We start from the raw sequence: 24984 nt of genomic DNA on the forward strand, positions 1-24984 counted from the left end.
GATTTTGTTAAGTATCTATAACCACTAATTAATTTCTCATATATACTGTGTAGTTCGTTCTATGGTTAATAGCAACTCAAATACATATAAAAATGATTGCACCTATAGCGACCTATGACTATGTTTTTGTTCTGATTTACGCAAAAAGCTTGGCAATCGCTTGTTTAACCGTATCCTACGTATAAAATTAAATTATAAGATCATCAGTACACTTAGGCTCACCACATAAATGGCATCTTCTTTTGTAACGTCGAGCATGTTTCGATTTTGCTTTCCCTTACTTCTATTAGCAATGTTACTCGTAGGTATGAACAACGTCATTCTCGTGACCGATTCAAACTTAGGGTTTGCTAGCAACCTTCCGTATATTTTATTGAGCGTTGCCGTTTTGCTGTGTCACACATTCAAGCAAGGTCGTATGGCTATGGTGTCTCTTACCATGCTCGTTGCCTATTTTATCATCCAAGTCCGCTTACAAACCCCATTAAACACTGGAACCACATTATTGGAGCTGTCTCTTCTGGCCGCTTTAGTGCCGGTTACTTGCTTATTGGTATATGCCTTCCCCGATAACGGGGTTAACTCAAAGTCCATGTTCCTTTACGCCTTGGTTGTGGTGCTATTCATGGTTTGGGCGCAACTGATTGTGTCTCACTTCCATGCCGGGGGTTTTGAATCATGGAGTGAAGGGGTTCTATTTACCGTTAGAGACTTTTCTAAACTGCCTTTTATTCTGGTGCTCTATAGCCTTTGTTTACTGGGCCTAACGTCGATTTTGGTTTTAGTCTATAACCGCTCTATCGATGTCGTTGTTTACAGCGCGATTTTGTTGTCTTCGAGTACCTTCATATTCTTTGATATCCAATACATCTCAAGCACCATGTTCTCTTTGTCAGGCATATTGATTATCGTCTATGTAATGTCTGCTAGCCATGATATGGCCTTTAATGACCAACTGACTAACATTCCAGGTCGACACGCCTTAGAAGTCGATATGAAGCACTTAGGGCGTAAATATTCGATGGCAATGGTCGATATCGATCACTTCAAGAAATTCAACGATACCTACGGACATGATATTGGCGACGATGTGTTAAAACTGGTGGCTCGTATTCTGAGAGAAACGACCGGTGGCGCGAAAGCTTATCGTTATGGTGGCGAAGAGTTCACGATCATTTTTAAAGGCAAATACTCGGAACAAGTTAAAGAGCACCTTCAAGCTCTGATTTCCGAGATTCAGAACTACGACATGACGATTCGGAATAGCCACGAACGCCCTGACGATCATGAAGTGGGGATCAAAAAGCGGGGTAAGAATGGCAAACCATCGGAAGTGGTGAACGTGACGGTGAGTATTGGGCTGTCTGACAGTACCACCACCAGACATCCTGAAGAAGTGCTGAAGCTTGCTGATAAGGCTCTCTACAAAGCGAAAGAAACCGGTCGAAACAAGCTGTGTGTTGATAGTTAAAAGTAAGTGTCGATAACTAGATTGGAGGGAGCTTAATCTTGGTTGAAGAAGATAACCAAGCTCCCGCCTTTTAAGCTACTTCCGTAGTTAATCGTAAAACCTATTCCCACGTTATCGACCCATTCATTAAATAGGTTTGGGTTAAGCAACCAGCCAACACTGCCCTCGTAGTAAGATGTGGTACCCATCGATGCTACCGTGTCACCACCAATATCAATTCGTCTTATACTCGAGTACATCGACGTGATGTTCTTATCCCAACGCACGAGATCATAGAAAACCTTGGCTTCATTGGCGATATACCACCCTTCTGGATGCCCGACATTGCCATTATTCGCCTCGCCCCAACCGATGCCATTAAAGTAATGCCAACTGGTGCTCAATTTATACTTTCCCCAGTCATTCTTATCTTCGTACATCAGCTTGATTTTAGGCTCGATGATGTAAGCCCAAGCATCAGTATTGAGATACACACCATCCAACTGGTCTTGAATTGGCTTTAGCAGTGAAGAACGATACTCATAGTCATTACGGTAATATGAGATGTGGTTACCAATTGCTGAGCTAAAACTCCAATACTCGTCTAACTGGGACACATTCGCGAATTCCACGTAGCCTGACACTACCGACTCTTTTTGAAAATCGTTTCTATTTGCAGCAGCGTACTCAACATCGTTCTCGATCCGCAATGCAGACAAGCGCAGTGTTACTTCTTGATGGTTGTCTTCAATGTAACTTGGCAACTCAAATGTGTAAGGCAAACTGAGGGAGGTGATGTTTTGTCGACGACTCACCGAATCATTCGAACCAATATTGTCATTATCCAAACTCAACACTTTGTTTGGATCAAAATTGTTGATACCGAAAGTGAAAACATCGGTGTCGTTGAGCAATACACTAGTGGCAAAGCTCTGCTCTAAATCCTTTCGGAAAAGATCAGATAGTGAATTGGCGTTAACGGTGGTCGGCAAAGCGGTAAAAAATAGAGGAACCGCAAGCGTCCAAGATATGTTAGTCATAGAAAATGACTTCGAATGTGGCATTTCTTTTATCACTTAAAGCACTTCCTAGCTCAGACGCTATTAGAAGTATAAATTCAAATATCTAAAAGAGCTCGCCAACTAACCAGCAAGCTCCAAAATGTTGCGTTGTACAAAGGTATTTCTACCACTTTGCTTCGCTTGATAAAGCGCTTGATCAACCTTTTCGTAAATAGAGGCGATAGATTCACCCCCTTCGGGTGCAAATGATAACACACCTTGTGACGCTGTCACTCTATCGGACACCGTTGAATAGTCGTGGACGTAATTCATCTCATGTAGCGCTTCTTTTATGCGTGTCGCCTGTAACATAGCAGCATCGCTATCCGTATCACTTAAGATAAGAACAAACTCTTCACCGCCATAACGGCCGACAAACTCTCCCGCTCGAACAAAAAGCAGCTTCAAGGTATTAGCAAGCTCTTGTAAGCACTTATCCCCTTGAATATGGCCGTAATTATCGTTGTAAGGCTTAAAGAAGTCTACATCTAGCAATATAACTGTCATGGGTATATTACGCCTTCCATGCCACGCTATGCTCTCTTCAAGCTTAGTGTCCATATATCGACGGTTGTACAATTTGGTCAAGCCATCTTCATTGGCTTGTTGCTGCAAGAGGATATTCAGTTCTTCGAGCTTGGCGGTACTCTGTTTTAACTCTCGTCTCATATGCGCGATACGCTGCATCGCAATCAGCTTAGAATTTAAAACCACCTTGTTTACAGGTTTTATCAGGTAATCATCACCACCAGCGTCAATCGCTTTCGCGATCATTTCAGGTTCTTCGTGGCCACTTAGAAAGATGATCGGAACCCATTCTGGAAATTGCCTACGAACCTCGTTAGCCACCTCAAAACCATCCATGTCTGGCATGCTAATATCAAGTAACACAAGTTCAGGATCAAAATCAGAATAGACGTTCAAGGCTTCTTTTCCGCTACCGACAGCTTCAACAATATGACCCAATTGCTTGAGTCGAATAGCAAGTTGCATCCTGTCTAGTTGAACATCATCAACCAGCAATATGCGCATCGAAGATCCCTTTTCTATCATCACATCACCTTTATCTAGTGTTGAATATTCAAAGTAGCTCAAATTTGGGCTTAAATCATGCCCTAATCTCTATATTATATTGACTTTTTTACAGATCTTTTTAGCATTGTTTCTTTTTAAAGAGAAATACTATGTCAGACGCTACAAACAACGAAGTACAAGAAATCGATTTAACCACTATCTCACCAGAGCTTCGCCAAGTTATCGAATTTGATGAAGTGCCTAAAGAGATGCACAACATGGTTACTTCTATTCATGAGGTGTCTGAAGAAGCAGTGCGTGAAACTTGGAGCAGCCTTCCAGCAAGCGCACAAAATGTTTTGGACAACTTTGAGCAATTCCACGCTCTAATATCTGTTAGCCAAGCTTTTGCTGGCGTAAACATGATGGAAGAGTTCCCTACTCTTAAACTTCCAGAAGGCATGTCTGATGAAGAAAAAGAAGAGTACCGAGCTCAACTACTTGACCAAATTTTACATAACTGTGTAAAAGATATGGCTAAGCAAATCAAGAAAGCGCGTCGCGATGCTATCTTGAAGCGTGATTTTAAAGAAGTCTTCATCCGATAAGCTATTCCTCAGACCTAACTTTAGGTTGAATGCTTAACGAAAACTTAATGATGAAGCCGTATGTTATTACAAACATGCGGCTTTTTTGTGCCTGATACTTTTTCTTATTATTATTGAGGTAATTAATATGCCTCAGCACACATACAGTGTGGCTCAAAACTGGCAGTTATACCGTATAAAAATGACGCATGTCTCCATTCATGGAATCAAGATCGAATTTTCAGAGCCTAGAAACTGCAACATCACGACAATATCGAAAAGGTGACCTTGACAGATTTAATGTGTTACCGCGATATCTCTTTGAGCGACACTTACACCTTTAATTTGCGCGTAAACACGCTGCCCAATTTCTAGATTCAACTCATCCAGAGCCCACAACGTAATCGTTGCCCATAAGTAACATCCAGACTCTAACTCTAGTTCGACAGCGACACTCTGCTTATTTGTGCCTTGTTGGTGCGTCTCTACGCTTTTAATAGTGACAGGAAGGATATTACGAATCGAAGTCCCTTTCGGCTGTTCTAGTGTGATAGAAACATCATTTGCCCTAACTTGCAGCCTTACTGCAGTACCAAGCTCACTCGACACTTTCTGAACCCATAATGACGTCGACTTTCCTAACATTAGGCGAGACAGTGCATAATCATCATTGTGTTCCGCTAATGTAGCTTCAAATAATGAGCTTTGCTCTGAGAAAGATTGCCACGGTTGCATAGCTCTCGATGCCCAAACCTCTTCTGTCACACCCGACGAAATGACTTTGCCTTGTTCGATGATCACAAGATGATTGGCCAAGCGTAGAATCTCGTTAAGGCTGTGCGTCACGTAAATGATCGGAATCTGAACGGTTTCAGATAAGTTCTCCAAAAACGGCATCACTTCACGCTTACGAGGCAAGTCGAGAGACGCTAATGGTTCGTCCATCAGCAAAATGCTCGGCTTAGACAATAAAGCACGTCCAATCGCCACTCGTTGCTTCTCACCACCCGACAAACGAGCTGGGTAACGGTCTAGCAATAAACCGAGAGATAACAAGGAGACAATCTGATCGAAATGCGTTTTATCAAAGTCTTTGATGCCATATTTAAGATTGCCTGACACCTTCATGTGCGGAAACAATCGCGACTCTTGAAACACATAGCCGACATTACGTTTGTGAGTCGGCAAGTTAATGCCCTTATAACTATCAAACAAGGTGGTTCCCGATACGCTGATCAAGCCCTTATCTGGCTGTTTAAGGCCACTGATCGCATTGATAAGTGAGGTTTTACCCGCCCCAGAACGCCCGAAAATAGCCGTGATGCCGCTACTTGGTAATTCCAAGTCGATATCAAAAAACGTTTCGCCAAGTTGTTGCTGATATTGGAGGATCAAAGCACTCATGCATTACCTCCTAGTCGTTGTGCCGACTTCTTATTTAGCCACTCAGAAAGCATCAATGAACCCAGCGCTATCACAATAGAGATGACACACAGACGCGCGGCTTCCATTTCCGCACCAGGGGTTTCGATAAAGGTATACATGGCCAATGGAATGGTTTGAGTCTCACCGGGAATATTTGAAACGAAGCTGATGGTCGCGCCAAATTCCCCTAGGCTTCTTGCGAATGAAAGCATGGTGCCAGTAATGATCCCAGGGATCATCAAGGGTAAAGTGATCGTGAAAAACACACGAAGAGGTGACGCACCTAATGTCGCAGCGGCCTCTTCAAGCTTACTGTCTACGGTTTCTAGGCTCAGCCTGATGGAGCGAACCATTAATGGCAGCGCCACAACCACGCAAGCGAGTGCTGCGCCTTTCCAACTAAAGCTAAATACAATACCAAACACGTCATTAAGCCACGAGCCTATGATGCCTTGCCTACCCATCATCACTAACAGTAAATATCCGATGACCACAGGTGGAAGTACCAGAGGTAAATGGACAATGCTCTCTACAATGCTTTTGCCTAAAAATTGTTTCTTAGCAAGTAGCCACGCCAAACCAATGCCGATAGGAATAAGCCATAAGATGGCAAACCCAGCGACTTTCAAGCTCAGCATTAAGGCTTGGTATTCGTATTCCGATAAGTAACTCATTTAACGCACTTCAAATCCAAAACTGTTCAAGGTGTCTTTCGCTTTTTCGCTCTTTAGGAAAGTATAGAACTCTTCTGCAACGACTTTATCGTTCAATTTAGCTACAGGGTAACGTATTGGTGTGTGCAGATCAGATGGGAACGTCAACACTAGATTTACTTCTTTAGAAAGCAATGCGTCCGTCTTGTAGACAACCCCAAGCTTAGCTTCACTACGCTCTACTAAGGCTAAGGCCATACGAACATTGTTACTTGGTGCCAATCGAGTCTTCACATCGTCCCATACACCTAACGTTTCTAACGCTTCTTTCGCATAGATACCAGCAGGAACCGATATGGTGTTGCCCACTGCAAGCCTCTCATTAGTAAGCAGTTTAGCCCATTGATTACCTTTTGATAGGTCTAATGTTACCGATGTCTCTTTAGGGGAAATCAGCACAAGTTCGTTCTCACACAGATTGGTGACATTGTCACTAGAAACGTATTTTCGGTCGACTAAATGCGTCATCCATTTTTCATTTGCCGAGATAAAAATGTCTGCTGGTGCTCCTCTTTCGATTTGTCGCACCAAAGATGACGTACTCGCATACACAGGAATCACATCGACAGAATGATCTTTCTCAAACTCTTCAACCAACAGGTTAACCGCATTGGTCATTGATGATGCAGCATAAACTCGTAGCTTTTCAGCAGCCAAAAGATGAGTGGAAGTCAGTGCCGAAGTTAAGGCCATGGCTAAAAGGATGACTCGCTTTTTCATTGTTATCACTTATCTATGTTCGTTTCAGTTCTGGCCAAAGCAGGTCAAGATCTAAGTACTCTTCAATGGCATCCGCGATTCGATTAATACCCAGCTCTTTAAGCTGTTCATGGTCAATCGCTGTTACATCGTTGGCTCCTGCCCATTCGCAAATAAGCGACAACGCATCACTGTTATCGAATACGCCATGCAGGTAAGTACCAAAAATCGAGTTGTCTTGATTTACAGCGCCATCAAGGTTGCCTGATTCTAACTGAACAGGTAAAGCCTTTTCATTGACATCAGTCCTACCTACGTGAATTTCGTAACCTTTTACTGGTGCTGTTTTACCATCAAGTATCATGGTGCCGCGTACGTTTGTTAAAGTTTTCTGCTGTGTAAGAGTCGTTTCAGTATCCAAATACCCTAACCCTTCACTGCTGCCGGGCGTACCTTCAACGCCATCAGGATCGTGGATGATGTTACCTAACATTTGATAGCCGCCGCAGATCCCCATCACTTTGCCACCTAAGCGCAAGTGACGTTGAATATCTTTATCCCAGCCTTGTTGTTTTAGGTAATCCAAATCTGCTCTTACAGATTTTGTACCCGGCAAGATAATCAAATCTGCATTGTTTACACGTTCGCCTTTACCGACATAACGTAAATCAATTGAAGGATTCAGTCTTAGCGCATCAAAGTCCGTGTGATTGCTGATTCTGGTTAACACCGGAACCACGACCTTAAGCTTAGCTTCTCCGTCAGACTCTTGAGCAGACGTAATCGCATCTTCAGCTTCTAAGTTAAAACCATGAAGATACGGCAAGACACCAATCACTGGTTTACCAGTTTTTTCCTCTAGCCAATCTAGGCCAGATTGAAGAAGTGCGATATCGCCTCTAAAGCGGTTTATCACAAAACCTTTTACGCGAGCTTGTTCAGTTTCAGATAACAGAGCCAATGTGCCGTAGAGGTGCGCAAAAACGCCACCACGGTCAATATCAGCCACAATGATCACTGGGATATCCGCTTTTTCAGCAAATCCCATGTTAGCGATATCATTTTCACGGAGATTGATTTCAGCTGGGCTACCCGCACCTTCAATCATTACACTTTCGTATTCTTCAGAAAGTCGGTCAAACGAATCGACAACCGTATCCATCGCAACTTTCTTGTAATCATGATAACCCGTCGCTTCCATGTTACTCAGCGCTCGGCCTTGCAGAATCACTTGTGCGCCGGTATCTGAATTAGGTTTTAGTAGTACAGGATTCATGTGAACGGTTGGCTCAATATTACAAGCTTGCGCTTGAACCGCTTGAGCGCGACCAATTTCACCACCATCTTTTGTCACAGCACTGTTTAACGCCATATTCTGTGGCTTGAATGGTGCCACTTTGATTCCTTTCCTTGCCAAGACACGGCATAAACCTGCCACCAATACACTTTTCCCGGCATCTGACGTGGTTCCTTGAACCATAAGGGCGCTTAATGGTGCTCGCATTTGTACTTAAATCCTTAATTTCTCAATTTGTAGCTGAAGGCAATATTTCTCTACCTCCATCTTAACGTCATTGCTAAGCAGATGCTCAATAAAATGAATGGAAAATGAATGTGTTACTCACTCTGGATTCAACCCCAGTGTTGTTTAATAGCTACATCGAAACGAAGCTTGTGAACGATAACAGGCGCTTCAACAAAAAACGTACTAACGAAAAGAAACGTTTCAAATTGAGAAAACGTTTCTACTAAAAACAACATTAAGGAATTCACCATGAAAAAAACTGTATTAGCTATCGCATCTACTATTATCCTTGCCCCAACTTTCGCAATGGCTAGTGACCACAGCAACAATAACAAGCACGAAAGCGCTATTGCTTACACTGGACCAATTGAAACCGTTTCTGTTGCGACACTACTTGCCGATACAAGCATGTTCGCAGAGCAAGAAGCAATTGTGGATGGCAAGATTGTTCGTCAACTAAAGAATGACACGTTTGTATTCTCTGACGGCCAGAGTGAAATTCAAATAGAACTGGATGATGACATCCACCTAGCACAACCGCTAACCGCTGATACAAAAGTTCGTATCTTTGGTGAATACGAAGGCGGAAAAACTCCGGAAATCGAAGTAGATCATATCCAAGTTCTATAAGCGATAATTATAAAACATACTGACTTCAAACAATTGGCCTGCATATTGCAGGCTTTTTTGTATTATACTGCCGAAAATACAATTTATATGGAGTCACCATGCTAGGTTGCACGAATAAGACTGTCCTTTTAGGACTCGCTGCACTGTGTTCATTCTCTGCGTCTGCAAACAACTTTAACTACAACACATTCGAGCTGCGCATGGGTACTAGCCCAAGTACTTTCGGCGGTGAAGTAACAACAATGTTCACTCAGAACTCTCACTTTGTTGCTCGTATCGATTCAGAGTTTGAAAGTGATTGGGATGCAGCGGTAGGTATGGGATTCAACGGCCCAATCAGCCAATTTGCTGACGTTACTGGTCAAATGTTACTGCACAACATCGAACGTAATGACGACAACCACATCAAAACGGAAATCAACCTTGGCTTGAGAGCTTGGTTAATGGCAAACGTTGAAGTTAACGCGCGCCTAGGCCAACTGATCGACAACGACGACACGCATTCAATTGTTGGTGTTGGTGCACGCTTCCACTCTACGGATCAACTTTCTGTTGGCCTTGATATGAGAAACAACGGCACTTACGGCCACCAGCTGTTAATGTCGGCTCGATTCGGTTTCTAATCTAGATTTCGCATCTAAGTTTGATTACTGAGTAATAAATAGCGACATGAGCTAAATAGAAAAAGCCCCGAACACATTAATGTTCGGGGCTTTTTTGTTTGTTAGTTTCGCTGGCTTTAAGTCGTTCACGCTCTAAGCCAGCGACTTACTTATAAATTAACCATCAGCATCTTTTTCTGGTGATCTAGGTATTCTTCATAAGTACCTTGGAAGCTCACTAGCTGTTGGTCTTTCACATCGATGATGTGTGTTGCTAGTGAAGAAACGAACTCGCGGTCATGGCTTACGAAGATAAGTGTGCCAGTGTAAACCTTAAGTGCATCGTTTAGGGCTTGGATTGCTTCCATGTCCATGTGGTTGGTTGGTTCGTCCATCACAAGCACGTTGATGTCTTGCATCATTAGCTTGCCGAATAACAGACGGTTTTTCTCACCACCAGAACAGTTACGTGCTTTCTTGTTTGCATCATCAGCAGTAAACAACAGACGACCCAAAATGCCACGTACCATTAGGTCATCGTGCTTCGCTGTACGCCATTGTGAGATCCAATCGAAGATGCTCAGATCGTTATCAAAGTCCTTAGTGCTATCTTGTGGGCAGTAACCTACAGAAGCATTTTCAGACCATTTAACGATACCTTCGTTCTGCTCTAGCTCTTGAACTAGACAACGTAGTAGCGTTGTTTTACCTACACCGTTCTCACCGATAACCGCAAGGCGTGTACCCGCTTCAAGCAATAAATTACCACCAGCAAACAGTGTTTCACCATCGAAGCCGTGACCAAGTTCTTGAAGTTCAAGCGCTTGACGGTGCAGTTTCTTGCCTTCACCGAAATCAATTGATGGGCTCATACGGCTCGATGACTTCACTTCATCAAGCGTGATTTTGTCCATTTTCTTAGCACGTGAACTTGCTTGCTTCGCTTTAGATGCGTTAGCACCAAAACGGTTTACGAAGTCTTGAAGCTCGCTGATTTCAGCCGCTTTCTTAGCATTGCTTGCCAGAAGTTGTTCGCGAATCAAGCCAGATGCTTCTAGGAAGTACTCGTAGTTACCTGGGTAAATACGCAGTTCACCGTAATCGATGTCCGCCATGTGCGTACACACAGAGTTCAGGAAGTGTCTATCGTGCGAGATGATGATCATTGTACATTTACGTTGGTTTAGCTCTTCAGCAAGCCAGTTGATCGTGTGAATGTCCAAGTTGTTGGTTGGTTCATCAAGTAGCAAGATATCTGGGTTTGCAAATAGCGCTTGTGCCAATAGCACACGCAGTTTCCAACCTGGAGCAACTTGCTGCATCAGACCGAAGTGGAACTCTTCTTCGATACCTGCTTGAATCAGGATGTCACCCGCACGGCTTTCTGCTGTGTAGCCGTCCATTTCAGCGAATTCGCTTTCAAGTTCAGCGACTTTCATACCATCGTCTTCGCTCATTTCTGGCAAAGAGTAAATACGGTCACGTTCTTGTTTTACTTCCCACAGCTTTCTGTCGCCCATGATTACAACGTCGATAACGCTGTATTGTTCGAATGCGAACTGGTCTTGGCTAAGCACACCCAGTTTTTCTCCTGGAGTGATAGAAACGTTGCCCGAACTTGGCGTTAATGCGCCACTTAGGATTTTCATGAACGTTGATTTGCCGCAACCATTGGCGCCGATCAAACCATAACGGTTGCCGTTACCAAATTTAGCAGAGATGTTTTCAAACAGCGGCTCTGCGCCAAATTGCATTGTGATGTTCGCGGTAGATATCAAAGAACTAATTCCTAAGCGTGTACTGACAGATAATTATTAGGCTATTTCAAGAACCTAAATAAGAAGTACGAAAGTATGGATTAAACAAAAATCGAAGCGCGGATTATATAGAGATCTCGATCACGTTGTCGAGGTTAAACAGTAAACGAATAGTAAACATAGACCATTTAGATGCTTTTCATACGTTATTGGGGTGTAAATAGAAAAATCCCCACCAGCAGAACCGGCAGGGATTTCATTTATCAACACTAAAAGTCTTTTAAGCTCGTCACTTTTGAAACTATAGCTCTTCCAAACGAAAAGCTTTGATGACTAGCAGAACTGTTATTTAGTTATTTTCTTTTGAACGTATTTTTGGCTTACATCTACTACCGCAACATCTCTAAAGAAGCTTCTACCCAACAGAAGTGGGAATGAAAGATGCGTTCGGTCCGCTAGAGTAAACTCAGTTTTGTCTTTCAGGTCACCGATTTGAATTGAAGCGACAACCACAGCACGTCGTTGTGTGCCTTCCGCGCTCGACTGCTTGATCTTAACCCAACGCTCTACCGGTAAGCTGATCTCTTCCGTAGTGATGCCATCATGTTCGATTTTGAACTTAACCCAGTCTTTTCCGTCACGTTCAAAATCAACAATATCAACCGCACTGATTGAAGAGGTTGTTGCGCCTGTATCGACACGTGCTTTAAACGCTTCTTTCAAACCTGGTACAAACACCCACTCTTCTTCACCAAGAATCAGTTTGCCATCGCTTGTTTTAGTCGGCTTTGGAGCTGGCTTTTCTTCAGGCTTTGGTTTCACTTCTGGTTCAGTTGGTTTTACTTCTTCAGGCTTCTCTGTAGGTGCCGTTACTTTCTCGCCTTCAGTTGCGTCAGTCTTTGAAGAGTCATCCACAACAGGTTGTTCTACTTGAGGCTTTTGCTCTGGCTCGACAGGAGCTTGAGTCGTCGAACAAGCAAACAGGCCACCACTTAGCATTAAAACTACAATCGCTTTCCAGTTATACATTCAGTCACCTTCTATTTTGAAACGTTGGCTATCGCTTTAGCTACATAAGGAATATGAGATTCGGAAAGGCCTGCAATATTGATGCGTCCATCACCAACACCATAGACTCCATACTCTTCACGTAATTGATTCATTTGAGTTTCTTTAAAGCCTAGTACACTAAACATGCCTTTATGGCTTTCAATGAAATCAAATTGTGACGTGTTATAAGTATTTCGCAATTCATCACATAAACTTTGGCGCAGATTTAACAAACGTTGCTGCATTTCACTCAATTCTTGCTTCCAAATCGATGTTAGCTCTTGATTCTGAAGAATTGTTTTAACCAAAGCGGCACCATGATCTGGCGGCATTGTATAAGTTGAACGAGCAAGCGTAAGAAGCTTACCTTTAGCATTACCAACGTGTTCGCTGTTCTTGCCAATCACGATAGCGGCACCCGTTCTTTCACGGTATAAACCGAAGTTCTTCGAGCAAGATGTCGTAATCAACATCTCTTCGACGTTGTTAGCCATGTGTTGAAGACCTTTAGCATCTTCTTCTAGGCCATCACCAAAACCTTGGTAGGCAATATCAACGAACGGTAAGAAACCATTCTTCTGAGATAATTTGGTGATTTCCTGCCACGCTTCAAAGTCGATATCTGCACCCGTTGGGTTATGGCAGCAACCGTGCAGTAGTACCACGTCTGATGGACCCGCTTTCGAAAGGTCATCCAACATTTTTGCAGTATCAACTTGCTTCGTTTCAGGACTGAAGTAATTGTAGTATCGAACTTTTAAGCCTGCCGCTTCCATCACCGGTTTGTGGTTAACGTAGCTTGGGTTTGAAATCCAAACTGTGGTGTCTGGTTGAGAAACTTTCATTAAGTCACCCAACATGCGAAGTGCACCACTTGCACCAGGTGTTTGAATCGCAGCAACGCGATCCATTGCAGAAGTCCCTTTAAGCAGCAGATCAACCATGCTCTGGTTAAACTCTTCACAGCCTGCTAGGCCAACGTAAGCTTTGGTTTTCTGCGTATCAACAACGATATCTTGAGCCATAGAAACGGCTTTCATGATCGGTGTTTCGCCTTGGTCGTTTTTGTAAACGCCAATGCCTAAGTCGACTTTATCAGTACGAGTATCGCCGCGGTAAGCAACAGAAAGAGATAGAATTGGATCTAAAGTTGGTTTTGGTAGATGTGAAAACATGAAAGTCACAACCCTTTGAAATTCAAGTAATGAGTTTCACGTTAACATTATCGTAGACAAATCAGAAACATTTTTTAATAGAAGCGCTTAGTTAGCATAAGTAATCAGAGATTGGTCATTTCAAACGGATAAATAGTGCAAATTTCAAACACCTAATGACCTATTTAACAATTTAAAGCGCTTTATTTCTATGTGTCTTATGTTCCCATGTGCCCTATTAAGCACTTTGTTTGAATTGCCTTGGTGTCATTCCCGACCACGCCTTAAATCGAGTACTAAAGTTAGCCGCATTCGGGTAACCCACGATCTCGCCAATGTGTTGAATCGACCAATCACTCGATTTTAACAAACGTGCTGCGTATTCCATTCTCATGCGCATGATATGAGTCATTGGGCTGTGTGAGTAATAGCGCTGGCACAAGCGATGGAAATGCGGCTCTGAACACGGGAATAGGTTTGCCAGCTCATGTACATTCCACTCTTTATGCAGCTGCTTTTGTACGTTATCGAACACTCTTCTTAATCGAATCAAATTTCTAGATTGCTGCTGCGGGACTGGCGCATTAATCATGAATTCTATTTGGGCTACGCTGTGAATGGCAATCGCTCCACCGAGATCAATGGGCAACGCGATGCTTCTTAACAAGGTATGAATGCAAGACGAAACAACTTCTGCTGCCGGAGAGAGCGTATAACTCACCTCATCATTGACGACATTTTCCCAGTGCTTATCAGGCGACAGAAAGATCCAAGCTATCTGCCATGTCTCTTCTTCAATCCCAAAGCCGTTCTCAACGCCTGCAGGCACAGTAATACACGACCCCGGCTCTAGAATGTATCGACACCCTTCGCTTTCGAGCCACCCTTTGCCTCTTACGGTATACAGCAACATGTGTTTTTGTTGGTTCTTTCGATAAACAGAAAAGAAATCACGGCACGATGCTGTCCCACATTGAACAATACCCAGTTCTTCGAATGCCAATACATGGCTTTGATCGACAAACTCTTGATGGGTCTTTTCAGAGATCTCGTACCGTTCTTGTTTCTCGCTCATACCATTGCTAGCTCGTTCATGTTGCCGAACTACCAAAGTGGATAGTTTGGCAAAAGTTTGTGATGAACCTGAACAATACAGTTAAAACAAATACCGATAAACTTCTCGCATATTCACTAGAGGGGAAATGCGATGCTCTCGACATATCGTCATTTAGACAAAGAATTTTGGCACAAGCTGTTACACATCGGTTTACCTGTCTCACTGCAAACTATGTTGTTCTCATTGCTCGGCGTGGTCGATATTTTCATGGTCAATCAGCTTGGTGATGCGGCAACCGCAGCAGTTGGCGTTGGCAACCGTATCTTCTTCTTTAACTTAATCATGGTTTCCGGAATTAGCGGTGCAGTCAGCGTGCTAGCTTCGCAATATTTTGGAGCGGGTGATTTCAATGGCATTCGACGTGTCTTGTCGCAATCTTGGGCGTTGTCTATCTTTGCTATCATCCCTTTTGTTTTGATTTATACACTGGTTCCTGAATCAGTCGTGTCTGTGGTGGCCTCAGACCCTGATTACGTCCGCTTGGCAACGGATTACCTTTGGATAACAGGAGCCAGCCTTATTGGTACGGCAATCGTTGTGCCGCTAGAAAGCGCGCTGCGATCGGTCGGTGAAGCCAAATTGCCCACCAAGATAAGTATTTGGGCAATCATCGTTAATGCGATTCTCAATGCCCTGCTGATCTTCGGACTATTTGGTTTTCCAGAACTCGGCGTGGTTGGCGCAGCGATAGGCACCACAGTTTCTCGATTATTTCAGACCATTGCGTTGCTTATTATGGCGAGGAAACATTACGCGCATCTATTCCCTACAATAGAGAGTTGGCGTGATGCAATCTTACCCAAGCACAGGAAGAAGTACTTCAAGATTGCAATTCCTATGTTAGTTCATGATACGGCATGGGCTGGTGGGATACTGATTTACAACGTCATTGTAGGTCAGATTGGCGTTGGTGAACTTGCGATCATCTCACTGTTATCACCAGTGGAAAGCATCTTAATTTCTGCCTTCTTGGGCTTTGCTGTTGCCGCTTCGATCATTCTAGGCAATGAGATTGGTGCGAAGAATTATCAACGTGTTGAAAATACCGCTTGGGGCTATGTACTTGTCAGTTGTGCACTTGCGACACTATTGGCAGTGCTGTGCTTTATCGCCAAGCCAGCCATTGTTCAATTAATCGATTTAACGCATCTGGAACTCAAAGATACAGCGGTCAACGTCGCTTTGGTGATGGCCGCAGGGATGATATTGAGAGTGTTCAACATGGTTGGCATAGGTGGCGTGTTAAAAAGCGGCGGAGACATCAACTACAGCATCTTCATCGACATATTTGGCCAGTGGGCCATTGGTATTCCCCTCGCCTATTTCACCGCTTTAATACTGGGCTGGTCTTTAGAATGGGTGCTGATGATTGTGTTACTGGAGGAACTAGCGAAGATCGCTTTAACTAGCCAGCGAATTCACTCTAAGAAATGGATCAACAACCTAATAGAAGAGCGGGATCACGTCGCAGCTTGAATGGTAGTTTGAGCGAATAAACGAAAAGAACTCACACCCAAGGGCCGATTGGTTGCATTGCGCTAACCATGACGCCCTTTTTCGCTTTACAAGGGTGCTAAGTCACGACAGTTATATGTTAGTAAATCGATGGATAATTTGGTTTGAACTGCCACGCCAATCCAACATCGGATCCGCTTTGTCTTGTTCAAAACGACCATCAATCAAGGTATCAACGTACTCCAATACTTGCTTCTGCTTTTCATCGAGTTCGTCGAGTTCGTAACCCGTCCACATCCAAATATCTTTACCTTCACATTCTGCTTTTACACGCCGAACAAGCTTAAGCACTTCAGACACGTTTGCAGGATGCAGAGGATCACCACCAGAAAGCGACAAACCACGACGCTTGATTCGCGGATCATTGAGATCAGCAATAATGTGGTCTTGAAGTTCTTGAGTGAACAAATGCCCAGAGTCCAACCTTTGCGTCGATTGGTTATAACACCCGCGACACTGGTGTACACAACCCGACACAAACAAAGTGCAGCGTGTTCCTGGGCCATTTACAACGTCGATTGGGTGATATTGGTGATAATTCATAAGGCAGTATTGAAAACTCGTTATTGCTTAATAGTTTGAAGTGAAGTGCTGTCACAGCTGAAACGAAAGAATTGGTATCGACACAACACCGATACCAATCTTATTTCTTGAAACCTAGCTCTTCTAAGTAAGCTAGATAATGATCTTAGCAGTTACTAAAGATGCTTCACGCGACGTTTAACTTCTTCTTGCTTACCGAAGTTAAATGGTCGTGCATCTGGGCTACCAAGGTAACCGCAAACACGGCGTGTTACCGATACTTTCGTAGAATCATGGTTGCCACACTTAGGACACGTAAAGCCCTTACTTGTACAGTCAAACTCACCGTTGTAACCACACTCGTAACACTCATCAATCGGTGTATTCGTACCGTAGTAAGGAACGCGTGTATAGCTGTAGTCCCATACGTTCTCTAGTGCTTCAATGTTCTTCTGCATGTTCGGGAATTCACCGTAGCAAATGAAACCACCGCTAGAGATTTCAGGGTAAGGCATCTCGAAATCGATCTTGTCGTATGGGTTCACTTTCTTCTGCACATCTAAGTGGAAGCTGTTAGTGTAGTAACCGCGGTCTGTTACACCATCGATCACACCAAATTCTTTAGTGTCGATGCTGCAGAAACGGCTACATAGGTTTTCACTTGGTGTGCCGTATAGGCTGAACGCATAACCTGTCTCTTTCGTCCAAGATTCCACTTCACGCTTCATGTACTCCACTAGCTCAAGCGCTTTAGCACGCATTTCGCCATCGTCGTACAGGTGAACGTCAGTACCGTAAAGTGCTGTCATCGCTTCGTGGATACCAATGTAACCAAGAGAAACAGATGCACGGCCGTTCTTGAAGATATCAGCGATTGAGTCGTCTGCTTTCAAACGAACGCCACATGCACCTTCCATGTATAGGATTGGCGCAACACGTGCTTTCACGTTTTCTAGACGAGAGATACGAGTTTCTAGAGCACGACGAGCAAGCTTGAGTTTTTCATCAAGCAGTTCGTAGAACTTAGCCATATCTTGCTTCGCATTAATCGCGATACGTGGCAAGTTTAGGCTAACAACACCTAAGTTGTTACGGCCTTCATGAATCAGCTCACCGTTTTCTTCGTAGGTATTCAAGAAGCTACGGCAGCCCATAGGTGTTTTGAATGACCCTGTCACTTCTACTACTTTGTCGTAGTTAAGAATGTCTGGGTACATACGCTTAGACGCACACTCTAGCGCTAATTGCTTGATGTCGTAGTTTGGATCTTGCTTCTGGTGGTTCAAACCATCTTTGATTGCAAACACCAGTTTAGGGAATACCGCTGTTTTACGGTTTTTACCCAAACCTGCAATGCGGTTTTTCAAGATAGATTGCTGGATAAGTTTTGAACCCCAACTTTCGCCTAAACCAAAACCAAACGTAACGAATGGAGTTTGACCGTTAGCGGTGTGTAGCGTGTTTACTTCGTACTCCAGAGACTGGAACGCGTCGTAACACTCTTTCTCTGTACGAGCGATAGCAAAAGCTTCTGGGCTATGAATGTCCCACTCTTTCGCTAACGATAAATGCTTCTCGTAGCTCGCCATTACATAAGGCTCTAGAACCTCATCGATACGGTTAATCGTGGTACCGCCGTAAATGTGGCTCGCCACTTGCGCGATGATTTGCGCTGTAACCGCAGTCGCCGTAGAGATCGACTTCGGAGTGTCGATTTCCGCGTTACCCATCTTGAAGCCATGCGTTAACATGCCTTTCAGATCGATAAGCATACAGTTAAACATTGGGAAGAACGGTGCGTAGTCTAGATCGTGGTAGTGAATGTCACCACACTCGTGAGCTTGTACGATGTCACGTGGCAAAATGTGAGTTTTCGCATAGTGTTTAGCCACGATACCCGCCAGCAAGTCACGCTGAGTTGGGATAACTTTGCCGTCTTTGTTGGCATTCTCATTGATCAGATCAACATTGCTTTCTTCGATCAAACCTTCGATCTCACGAGTCAAAGCACTTTGCTTTTCACGTGCGATGTCGCGGTCATGACGATATTCAATGTAAGCACGAGCCAGAGACTTATAGGGTCCCTGCATTAACTCGTTCTCGACCATGGTTTGAATTTCAGAGATATGAACTTCATCGTAGTCTTCGAGCTTCAACTCAACTGCTAATGCCACATTCAGTGCATAAATAGCAATTTCCTTATCGGCTTTGTCTGATGCTGCTTCCACTGCAGCTTGGATGCGATCTCTACTGAATGGAGCTCTTGAGCCATCACGCTTGATTACGATTGATTTCACCACTTCTCCTTACTCTTGAGGTATTCACAGACTTATCCACAAACACACTATATAGAGCGATTTATCGTTTAACTAACACTAGATATTGTGGCGTATTTAACGAGAACCACCAACTTTGAGTATTGATTTGGATCAATAAAACTCTCACGCTGACTAAGATCAATTCAATATTATTACGCTAGTTCTCAAGTCGAAAAGAAACAATGTAACAATAAAAAAACTGCTAAAAAGAGTTGAATTTTTGGTAAGTGTTGTAGGATAACGGCTCATCAATATTGGCAGACAAAATTAGGGATATTTGGCATGAAACGACTTCGAAACTGGATAATGTTAGGTTGCGTACTCAGTAGCCACGCATTTGCTGTACCTTTGACCATATCCAGTTGGAATATCGAATGGTTATCAACCAACGAGGCTGTGAATAAGTTTTCCGCCCAACGTGATCAAGCTGATTTCAACAAACTTGAAGAATACTTTCAGTCTTTAGATGCGGATGTGGTCGCCTTTCAGGAAGTCGACGACTTAAATGCCATTCAGCGCGTGGCTGGCGATCAATACAAGATATTGATGTCTTACCGAGCATTACCAGAAAACAGTAACCGCCAGTTCAAAGAAGTGAACCAATACACAGGCTTCGCAGTTCGCAAAGGAATCACACTCACCGACTACGCTGACTTTCCTCTGGAGTTGGATTCTAACAGCAAGCTTAGGTTTGCCAGCTATGTGGTCGTTGAAACGGACTCAAAACCAATTCACATGTTGTCTGTGCATTTAAAGGCAGGCTGCAGCGGAGCGTATAAGTCTAACCGCGATTGTTCGCGCCTAAAAGACCAAGCACAGCAACTGAATAAATGGATACAACAAAGAGAACGTAATGGTGAAGACTACGCGATCTTAGGCGACTTCAACCATAACCTATCCTACTCAAGAGATTGGATGTGGAAGGATTTAACTGAAAACACGGATGCTCGTTTGGCGACAAGGAAGACCCGTGCAGATTGTAAGGTTCGCTCAAATCGTAATAACCACCGCACGCACCAGTTCCGTTCTGTAATAGACCATATTGTGGTGAGCAAGTCCTTAGATGCTACTCCTGCGAAACAAAAGGTATTTGAAACGCAAGATGTGCTGGACTACAAACTCAGTGACCACTGCCCAGTTTTAACGACTATCAACTAATTGTTGTAGATCTAAAAAGAGACCGACTGGCTATAGAGCTAAAGCGAGTCGGCCTCTCTAATGCTTATATCAAGCCAATTAGATACACGATAGGTTTACCCTAACAGGTTTTATTCGTTCGACCTGCCAACCACATCCCCACCAGCATGCATATCATAAACACCCACACGGTTGGGTTACCGCCACTAAGACTCGTAACAGCAGGTCCTGGACAAAAGCCTGCAAGCCCCCAACCTAATCCAAACGCTGTTGAACCTAGAATCAGTTTTCTGTCGATTAGCGGATTGTTACGGCTATCTAACGGCTCACCATTGATCGCTTTAGCGCGCTTTTTAATGACCAGATGATAAAACGGAGCGAAGACCAACAGCGCGCCGCCCATCACAAATGCCAAACTAATGTCCCAGTTACCGGTAATGTCTAAGAAGCCGAGTACCTTCTCAGGATCAACCATGCCTGAAATGATCATTCCTGACCCAAACAAGATTCCAGCAAGTAAACCAACAACGATACTAAATGAAGAATTTTTCATTATGCCCCCAACCCTATCAGGTTCTTGATAAGCACGGTTGCTATTGCCACACCCATGAATACACACGTTGCGATAATGGAGCGTTTAGACAAACGCGCCATGCCGACAATGCCATGCCCACTAGTACAGCCGTTTGCCGTTTTAGTGCCAAAACCGACTAACAGACCAGCAATAACGACTACCAAAAGGTTCATCTCTTCCAATTGAGGGAGTTGGTAACCCGTCGGAATCAATACCCAACCACTTGCGACCATTCCGACAACAAAAGCAAGTCGCCAATGTTTCTCGGTTTTCTCAATGCGGGCGTCCGAGCTGGATTCAGACCCTGATTCTAAGCTTTTATTCTTTCTAGACGGCAATAAGCGACTAACGATTCCACTGATTCCTGCTACTCGCCCGATGCCCAACATCAGAACAATTGCCGACGCTCCTAGCAGCATGCCACCGAAAAATGCATCCCAAGGTATTAAACTAACCACTGACCTCTCCTATCCACAAACTCGAATCTAACTCACCACCATTTAAATTAGAGTTTACTAATAAATATAAATTAGTCAATGCTAATGTAACGCCACTATGTTGCGGTTTGTAAATCAGTAATCAAAAAGCTTCCCCCATGAAAAAAGCCCCTAGGTGTTAACCTAAGGGCTTAAGATTTCTTCTGTCTGTGGTAAAGAACCGTTATTTAATCTTATTCTTCTCCGCAATCCACTGCGACATGTACTTAGTGCTTGCCATGCTGTGGTGCTTTAGCATTGAACCGAAGAAATTATCCAGTCGATGCGAATCAAGCTCAGAATCTAGCGCAATTAATCGCTCGATCAATTTGTCGCCCAGTTGATTCTGTTCATAGTACGCTTCAAGAATTGAATGACACTGGCTTTGAGCTTGAAGCCACTTATCTTCATCTTTATAGAGAGCGACAGCTTGTTCAACAAACTCGTCGATATCATCTGCCACCGCACCCGGCCATTGCAGTTTGCCTTGTGGTAGCATGCCTTCACTGCCGATCTCACTCGTCACGTTTGGAGTTTGCAGCTTCATCGCATCAAGCAGCTTACCTTTAATGCCCGCACCAAAACGTAATGGCGCAACACAAACACGTGCCTGTTCCATCACTTCTTGAGCATCTTTAGCCCAACCTTTGATGTGGAAACCGGTTTTAGGGTTATGCAAAGCGGTTGCCTTTGGCGGCGGGTATGAACCGTAAATATGAAGCTCAGTGTCAGGCAACTGCTTACGAATCTTCGGCCAAATCTTCTGTAACTGAAGCACCGCATCCCAGTTAGGCGCATGTCTAAAGTTACCTATCGTCATGAAATGCTTACGTTCTTCAAAACTTTTTGTGCTTTCAGGTAACGTATTAAGATCAACCATAAACGGCAGATGATGTAACAGCTTTGGATCGATATTGAACTCAGATTGGAGCAGTTCCATCTCGTAGCTTGAGATGATCAACGAAAGATCACAGCGCAGAATCGCGGCAATTTCACGTTTCGCCAAATCACTGTACAGGTATTCTTTCGTTAACTCTGTCTCTTTCTTAACTGCTTCATGTCGAGCATTGCGTAGGAATTGTAAATCTTCAGTATCGAGTAGCTTAAAGGCATTCGGACATACCTTCTCAACGCGCCAGCCGAATTGCTCTTCCATCATAAAGCGGTCAAACATTACAACATCAGGTTGCAGCTCTTCGATGTACTGGTCAAAGCTATCGCAATTTAGCTGAATAGATTGGCTTGTGATGCCCTCTTCTGAGAGGTCGATCATGTGCTCGGTTTCTTGAGCTGGCGTTGCGAATTCAACAGACCAACCTTGTCTCTTAAATAGACGCAAAAGAGACATCATGTGGCTGCCAGCCGCCGATGAATTCGGTTCTGGCCAAACGTAGCCAATTGCTAAAACTTTCTTCAAAACACTTCCTAAGAAATAACAAAAGGGACTGTAGAAGTCCCTAATTAAACGTAAATCAATTTATACCGCTGATTATAATTGGTTCTAAGAACTCAGCGATCAGATTCGCTCACCTACATTGCGAGCTATCATAAGCACTTCATCAGCAGAGTACAGGTTTGAAATCGTGGTTTCGACCTCTGCACCTAACGTCGATTGATAAAGCTTTTGTGCAAAGTTGTCAGCTCTGGTGGTCACTAATACATGTTTTAGCGTCGAGCCTTGCTCTGCTAGCTTCTGCTTCACTTGCGGCAAGGAGTCCAGAATCAGTTTTTTTCCCAACCCTTTCCCCTGCGCACTTGGTAACACGGCAAGTTGCTCTAGTTCTAAAACAGCTTCAGGTCTAAACCCACTCTTTTGAACCCAAATAATGTAGCCAACAATCTCGCCTTCGCTCTCTGCAACGAAGTTAAGAAAGCGTGGTGAAGCGCTTAAGTTACATTGTAACCAGTCTTTTGAGTTTTGCTGTCGAACAAAAGTAGCTTGGTGAACTAAAGCCGCACCATCAAGGTCGGCTTTTGCCATAAAACGAACTTGCGCCATGTTGCTACTCGTTCTCAGAATTAGGACGCGTTTTACAGTGTAAAATGGCTCTTTCCAAAAGCTCTAAAGCCGACTTATCCGCTTCTGGAAGCTTAGCATCTGATTGACCTAGCGGTTCAACACGGCTACCCCATTTAATATGACCAGCCCCCCAAGTTAAACCAGCACCGAATGCCGCTACAAGGATGTTTGAGTTCGGTTTAACAAAGCCTTGCTCTAACGATTCACACAATGCAATTGGCACAGTCGCAGCCGACGTGTTGCCGTAATTTTGAATGTTCACGAACGCTTTCTCACGTTCAATGCCCGCCATATCGCACAGAGTTTGAATGATTCGGATGTTTGCTTGGTGTGGAATCACTACATCGATGTTGTCTGTTGAGATGCCAGTGCGGCTCAATACTGTGTGTGCTGCTGCACCCATGCCTTTAACCGCACGTTTGAAGATCTCTTTACCTACGAAATCAAAGTCCCAGTAACCGTTGTCAGCAGCGAAGCGATCCATAGAAGTACCGAACTTTGGTACTGCTAAAATATCGCGGCCTTCCGCGTCACAACCGATCTGCGCTTCTTGCAGGCCAACTTGCTCTTCAGTACGCGATAGAACCACAGCGCCAGCACCATCACCAAATAGAACAGCAGTATCACGCTTGGTCCAGTCAATGAAGAATGAAAGACGTTCTGCGCCCACAACGATCGCATTGCGGTAGTTGCCGGCTTGAATTAATCGAGTCGCGGTTTCAACACCGTAAATGAAGCCGGTACATGCTGCGTTAAGGTCAAAAGCCGCTGCGCTCTTGATACCTAGGTTCTGTTGAACCTTAGACGCAGTATTTGGAATAAGAGAATCAGGGCTGCACGTTGCGATGATCACGAGATCGATATCTTCGGCAGTAAGGCCAGCGCACGCCATTGCGTGTTGAGCAGCAACAGTCGCTAGCTCAGAGGTATTTACATGACTGATACGACGGTTTTCGATACCAGTTCGAGTACGAATCCACTCGTCAGACGTATCAATGAAAGTGCTTAAATCATCATTGGACAGCACGGCTGGTGGCAGACACTTTCCCCAGCCAGTAATTTCGGCGTAAAATTTTGTCATCATTTACCTGTTTATTGTTTGTTTTTATTTAAGTATCGTATTCTAGTTTTAAACAGTATAAGCGCTCCGTGCGTGATTCGTAAATCACGTTAGCCACGGAGTTACAATAAAAAGAGAAAGTTATGTCTACATTCAACACACGCTGCCCTTCTTGTAATGGCTTAAACCGAGTTCCTTCAGAAAGAATTTCAGAAAGCCCAACTTGTGGTAAATGCAAAACAGCACTGCTCGATGGCGCTCCTATCGAGGGAACGTCACTTAATTTCCAATCTATCTTGAACAGTTCACAGCCTGTAGTTGTCGACTTCTGGGCGACATGGTGTAACCCATGTGTAGGCTTCGCGCCTGTGTTCAGCGACGTTGCAAAAGAACGCTCTGGAGATGTTCGATTCGTTAAGATTGATACTGAAGCTCAGCAACAGCTTGCTGCAATGTATCAAATCAGAAGTATTCCGACGGTCATGGTCTTTAAAGACGGTAAACGTGTCGACACGATCAACGGTGCGTTACCAAAAGGCCAATTTGATCAATGGCTTAATCAAGCTCTAACGAAGTAA

Annotated in this window: 24 protein-coding genes; 7 read left to right on the top strand and 17 right to left on the bottom strand. The window is 43.9% G+C overall.

What is annotated here, in order from left to right:
* The first annotated feature begins 229 nt into the window (after positions 1–229).
* Positions 230–1471 carry a GGDEF domain-containing protein gene (locus OC193_RS18870; RefSeq protein WP_048662802.1) on the top strand — a complete coding sequence of 414 codons (1242 nt, stop codon included), beginning with the start codon at positions 230–232 and terminating at the stop codon, positions 1469–1471.
* 32 nt (positions 1472–1503) lie between these two features.
* On the opposite strand, the gene OC193_RS18875 is transcribed toward OC193_RS18870, so the two are convergent.
* The gene (locus OC193_RS18875; protein WP_048660156.1) at positions 1504–2514 is read right to left on the bottom strand and encodes a Solitary outer membrane autotransporter beta-barrel domain; all 1011 of its coding nucleotides are present in this window, start codon (positions 2512–2514) and stop codon (positions 1504–1506) included.
* A gap of 78 nt (positions 2515–2592) precedes the next feature.
* Complete coding sequence (locus tag OC193_RS18880) at positions 2593–3543, bottom strand: diguanylate cyclase (RefSeq protein WP_048662803.1); 951 nt, start codon at positions 3541–3543, stop codon at positions 2593–2595.
* A gap of 152 nt (positions 3544–3695) precedes the next feature.
* Between OC193_RS18880 and OC193_RS18885 the strand changes: the two genes are divergently transcribed.
* Entirely contained in the window at positions 3696–4133 is a 438-nt protein-coding gene (locus tag OC193_RS18885) for a DUF3069 domain-containing protein (RefSeq protein ID WP_004731036.1), read from the top strand.
* A 276-nt stretch (positions 4134–4409) separates the two neighbouring features.
* Here OC193_RS18885 and modC read toward each other — a convergent pair whose 3' ends face one another.
* Genes modC through OC193_RS18905 form a run of 4 tightly spaced genes read right to left on the bottom strand, consistent with a single transcriptional unit; the run spans position 4410 to position 8453 of the window.
* Entirely contained in the window at positions 4410–5516 is a 1107-nt protein-coding gene (gene modC / locus OC193_RS18890) for a molybdenum ABC transporter ATP-binding protein ModC (RefSeq protein WP_048660154.1), read from the bottom strand.
* On the bottom strand, positions 5513–6211 hold the full coding sequence (gene modB / locus OC193_RS18895) for a molybdate ABC transporter permease subunit (RefSeq protein ID WP_048662804.1): 699 nt from the start codon (positions 6209–6211) through the stop codon (positions 5513–5515). The genes modC and modB overlap by 4 nt, the downstream gene beginning before the upstream one ends.
* Entirely contained in the window at positions 6212–6970 is a 759-nt protein-coding gene (gene modA, locus OC193_RS18900) for a molybdate ABC transporter substrate-binding protein (protein WP_048662805.1), read from the bottom strand.
* A 13-nt stretch (positions 6971–6983) separates the two neighbouring features.
* The gene (locus OC193_RS18905; protein ID WP_048662806.1) at positions 6984–8453 is read right to left on the bottom strand and encodes a cobyric acid synthase; all 1470 of its coding nucleotides are present in this window, start codon (positions 8451–8453) and stop codon (positions 6984–6986) included.
* 270 nt (positions 8454–8723) lie between these two features.
* Between OC193_RS18905 and OC193_RS18910 the strand changes: the two genes are divergently transcribed.
* Together OC193_RS18910 and OC193_RS18915 are read left to right on the top strand one after the other, a co-directional pair.
* Positions 8724–9104 (top strand): YgiW/YdeI family stress tolerance OB fold protein, encoded by a 381-nt coding sequence (locus tag OC193_RS18910; protein ID WP_048660150.1) that lies wholly within the window; start codon positions 8724–8726, stop codon positions 9102–9104.
* A gap of 98 nt (positions 9105–9202) precedes the next feature.
* Entirely contained in the window at positions 9203–9727 is a 525-nt protein-coding gene (locus OC193_RS18915) for a hypothetical protein (RefSeq protein WP_048660149.1), read from the top strand.
* A 149-nt stretch (positions 9728–9876) separates the two neighbouring features.
* On the opposite strand, the gene OC193_RS18920 is transcribed toward OC193_RS18915, so the two are convergent.
* The 4 genes from OC193_RS18920 to OC193_RS18935 form a co-directional block, all read right to left on the bottom strand.
* Positions 9877–11484 carry an ABC-F family ATPase gene (locus OC193_RS18920; protein ID WP_080967416.1) on the bottom strand — a complete coding sequence of 536 codons (1608 nt, stop codon included), beginning with the start codon at positions 11482–11484 and terminating at the stop codon, positions 9877–9879.
* 324 nt (positions 11485–11808) lie between these two features.
* On the bottom strand, positions 11809–12492 hold the full coding sequence (locus OC193_RS18925; protein WP_048662807.1) for a putative ATP-dependent zinc protease: 684 nt from the start codon (positions 12490–12492) through the stop codon (positions 11809–11811).
* Positions 12493–12503: 11 nt separating this feature from the next.
* Positions 12504–13688, bottom strand: coding sequence for an amino acid aminotransferase (locus tag OC193_RS18930; RefSeq protein ID WP_048662808.1), 1185 nt, complete (start codon positions 13686–13688; stop codon positions 12504–12506).
* 217 nt (positions 13689–13905) lie between these two features.
* On the bottom strand, positions 13906–14742 hold the full coding sequence (locus OC193_RS18935; protein WP_048662809.1) for an AraC family transcriptional regulator: 837 nt from the start codon (positions 14740–14742) through the stop codon (positions 13906–13908).
* Positions 14743–14874: 132 nt separating this feature from the next.
* On the opposite strand from OC193_RS18935, the gene OC193_RS18940 reads away from it, so the two are divergent.
* The gene (locus OC193_RS18940) at positions 14875–16260 is read left to right on the top strand and encodes an MATE family efflux transporter (protein WP_048662810.1); all 1386 of its coding nucleotides are present in this window, start codon (positions 14875–14877) and stop codon (positions 16258–16260) included.
* A gap of 111 nt (positions 16261–16371) precedes the next feature.
* Here OC193_RS18940 and nrdG read toward each other — a convergent pair whose 3' ends face one another.
* Both nrdG and nrdD read right to left on the bottom strand, forming a co-directional pair.
* Entirely contained in the window at positions 16372–16842 is a 471-nt protein-coding gene (gene nrdG, locus OC193_RS18945; RefSeq protein WP_048662811.1) for an anaerobic ribonucleoside-triphosphate reductase-activating protein, read from the bottom strand.
* 155 nt (positions 16843–16997) lie between these two features.
* Complete coding sequence (gene nrdD / locus OC193_RS18950; protein WP_048662812.1) at positions 16998–19118, bottom strand: anaerobic ribonucleoside-triphosphate reductase; 2121 nt, start codon at positions 19116–19118, stop codon at positions 16998–17000.
* A gap of 303 nt (positions 19119–19421) precedes the next feature.
* On the opposite strand from nrdD, the gene OC193_RS18955 reads away from it, so the two are divergent.
* Positions 19422–20297 (top strand): endonuclease/exonuclease/phosphatase family protein, encoded by an 876-nt coding sequence (locus tag OC193_RS18955; RefSeq protein ID WP_048662813.1) that lies wholly within the window; start codon positions 19422–19424, stop codon positions 20295–20297.
* 100 nt (positions 20298–20397) lie between these two features.
* Here the strand turns inward: OC193_RS18955 and OC193_RS18960 are convergent, their stop codons facing one another.
* The 5 genes from OC193_RS18960 to OC193_RS18980 form a co-directional block, all read right to left on the bottom strand.
* Positions 20398–20829, bottom strand: coding sequence for a YeeE/YedE family protein (locus OC193_RS18960; protein WP_048662814.1), 432 nt, complete (start codon positions 20827–20829; stop codon positions 20398–20400).
* Positions 20829–21308: a YeeE/YedE family protein gene (locus OC193_RS18965; protein ID WP_048662815.1), complete on the bottom strand. Its 480-nt coding sequence runs from the start codon at positions 21306–21308 to the stop codon at positions 20829–20831. Before OC193_RS18965 ends, OC193_RS18960 begins: the two co-directional genes overlap by 1 nt.
* Before the next feature lie 202 nt (positions 21309–21510).
* The gene (locus OC193_RS18970; protein WP_048662816.1) at positions 21511–22743 is read right to left on the bottom strand and encodes a glycosyltransferase; all 1233 of its coding nucleotides are present in this window, start codon (positions 22741–22743) and stop codon (positions 21511–21513) included.
* Between the two features lie 99 nt (positions 22744–22842).
* Positions 22843–23307 (bottom strand): GNAT family N-acetyltransferase, encoded by a 465-nt coding sequence (locus OC193_RS18975; RefSeq protein ID WP_048662838.1) that lies wholly within the window; start codon positions 23305–23307, stop codon positions 22843–22845.
* Positions 23308–23329: 22 nt separating this feature from the next.
* Positions 23330–24427 (bottom strand): ketoacyl-ACP synthase III, encoded by a 1098-nt coding sequence (locus OC193_RS18980; RefSeq protein WP_017097618.1) that lies wholly within the window; start codon positions 24425–24427, stop codon positions 23330–23332.
* Positions 24428–24549: 122 nt separating this feature from the next.
* On the opposite strand from OC193_RS18980, the gene trxC reads away from it, so the two are divergent.
* On the top strand, positions 24550–24984 hold the full coding sequence (trxC, locus tag OC193_RS18985) for a thioredoxin TrxC (RefSeq protein ID WP_048660138.1): 435 nt from the start codon (positions 24550–24552) through the stop codon (positions 24982–24984).

The sequence above is a fragment of the Vibrio crassostreae genome (assembly GCF_024347415.1).
GTDB classification, from domain to species: Bacteria; Pseudomonadota; Gammaproteobacteria; order Enterobacterales; family Vibrionaceae; genus Vibrio; species Vibrio crassostreae.

Excerpts from the sequence above, each read along its gene's own strand:
- OC193_RS18885 (WP_004731036.1), top strand. The coding sequence starts at position 3,696 with ATGTCAGACGCTACAAACAACGAAGTACAAGAAATCGATTTAACCACT.
- modB (WP_048662804.1), bottom strand. The coding sequence starts at position 6,211 with ATGAGTTACTTATCGGAATACGAATACCAAGCCTTAATGCTGAGCTTG.
- nrdG (WP_048662811.1), bottom strand. The coding sequence starts at position 16,842 with ATGAATTATCACCAATATCACCCAATCGACGTTGTAAATGGCCCAGGA.
- OC193_RS18870 (WP_048662802.1), top strand. The coding sequence starts at position 230 with ATGGCATCTTCTTTTGTAACGTCGAGCATGTTTCGATTTTGCTTTCCC.
- OC193_RS18910 (WP_048660150.1), top strand. The coding sequence starts at position 8,724 with ATGAAAAAAACTGTATTAGCTATCGCATCTACTATTATCCTTGCCCCA.
- OC193_RS18975 (WP_048662838.1), bottom strand. The coding sequence starts at position 23,307 with ATGGCAAAAGCCGACCTTGATGGTGCGGCTTTAGTTCACCAAGCTACT.
- modA (WP_048662805.1), bottom strand. The coding sequence starts at position 6,970 with ATGAAAAAGCGAGTCATCCTTTTAGCCATGGCCTTAACTTCGGCACTG.
- modC (WP_048660154.1), bottom strand. The coding sequence starts at position 5,516 with ATGAGTGCTTTGATCCTCCAATATCAGCAACAACTTGGCGAAACGTTT.
- trxC (WP_048660138.1), top strand. The coding sequence starts at position 24,550 with ATGTCTACATTCAACACACGCTGCCCTTCTTGTAATGGCTTAAACCGA.
- OC193_RS18875 (WP_048660156.1), bottom strand. The coding sequence starts at position 2,514 with ATGCCACATTCGAAGTCATTTTCTATGACTAACATATCTTGGACGCTT.
- OC193_RS18915 (WP_048660149.1), top strand. The coding sequence starts at position 9,203 with ATGCTAGGTTGCACGAATAAGACTGTCCTTTTAGGACTCGCTGCACTG.
- OC193_RS18955 (WP_048662813.1), top strand. The coding sequence starts at position 19,422 with ATGAAACGACTTCGAAACTGGATAATGTTAGGTTGCGTACTCAGTAGC.
- OC193_RS18880 (WP_048662803.1), bottom strand. The coding sequence starts at position 3,543 with ATGCGCATATTGCTGGTTGATGATGTTCAACTAGACAGGATGCAACTT.
- OC193_RS18905 (WP_048662806.1), bottom strand. The coding sequence starts at position 8,453 with ATGCGAGCACCATTAAGCGCCCTTATGGTTCAAGGAACCACGTCAGAT.
- OC193_RS18940 (WP_048662810.1), top strand. The coding sequence starts at position 14,875 with ATGCTCTCGACATATCGTCATTTAGACAAAGAATTTTGGCACAAGCTG.
- OC193_RS18925 (WP_048662807.1), bottom strand. The coding sequence starts at position 12,492 with ATGTATAACTGGAAAGCGATTGTAGTTTTAATGCTAAGTGGTGGCCTG.
- OC193_RS18935 (WP_048662809.1), bottom strand. The coding sequence starts at position 14,742 with ATGAGCGAGAAACAAGAACGGTACGAGATCTCTGAAAAGACCCATCAA.
- OC193_RS18960 (WP_048662814.1), bottom strand. The coding sequence starts at position 20,829 with ATGAAAAATTCTTCATTTAGTATCGTTGTTGGTTTACTTGCTGGAATC.
- OC193_RS18930 (WP_048662808.1), bottom strand. The coding sequence starts at position 13,688 with ATGTTTTCACATCTACCAAAACCAACTTTAGATCCAATTCTATCTCTT.
- OC193_RS18980 (WP_017097618.1), bottom strand. The coding sequence starts at position 24,427 with ATGACAAAATTTTACGCCGAAATTACTGGCTGGGGAAAGTGTCTGCCA.